The organism is Roseomonas sp. USHLN139, from assembly GCF_037145735.1.
Taxonomy (GTDB): Bacteria; Pseudomonadota; Alphaproteobacteria; order Acetobacterales; family Acetobacteraceae; genus Pseudoroseomonas.
The window spans coordinates 1-223 of the sequence record NZ_JBBCWY010000042.1; the positions used below are offsets into that span (position 1 = coordinate 1).

Sequence of the window (223 nt, forward strand, 5' to 3'; positions counted from 1 at the left end):
CACCAGCGCCGGCACGCCGACCTGGCGGGCCAGCAGGATGTGCTCGCGGGTCTGCGGCATCGGGCCGTCGGCGGCGGACACGACCAGGATCGCGCCGTCCATCTGCGCGGCACCCGTGATCATGTTCTTCACGTAGTCGGCGTGGCCCGGGCAGTCGACATGCGCGTAGTGGCGGTTCGCCGTCTCGTACTCGACATGGGCGGTCGAGATCGTGATGCCGCGC

1 protein-coding gene is annotated in these 223 nt (G+C 70.4%); it reads right to left on the reverse strand.

Annotated features, from left to right (window positions below):
• On the reverse strand, nt 1-223 hold a 223-nt coding region (locus WFI16_RS26925; RefSeq protein ID WP_419900925.1), incomplete at both ends, for a GTP-binding protein.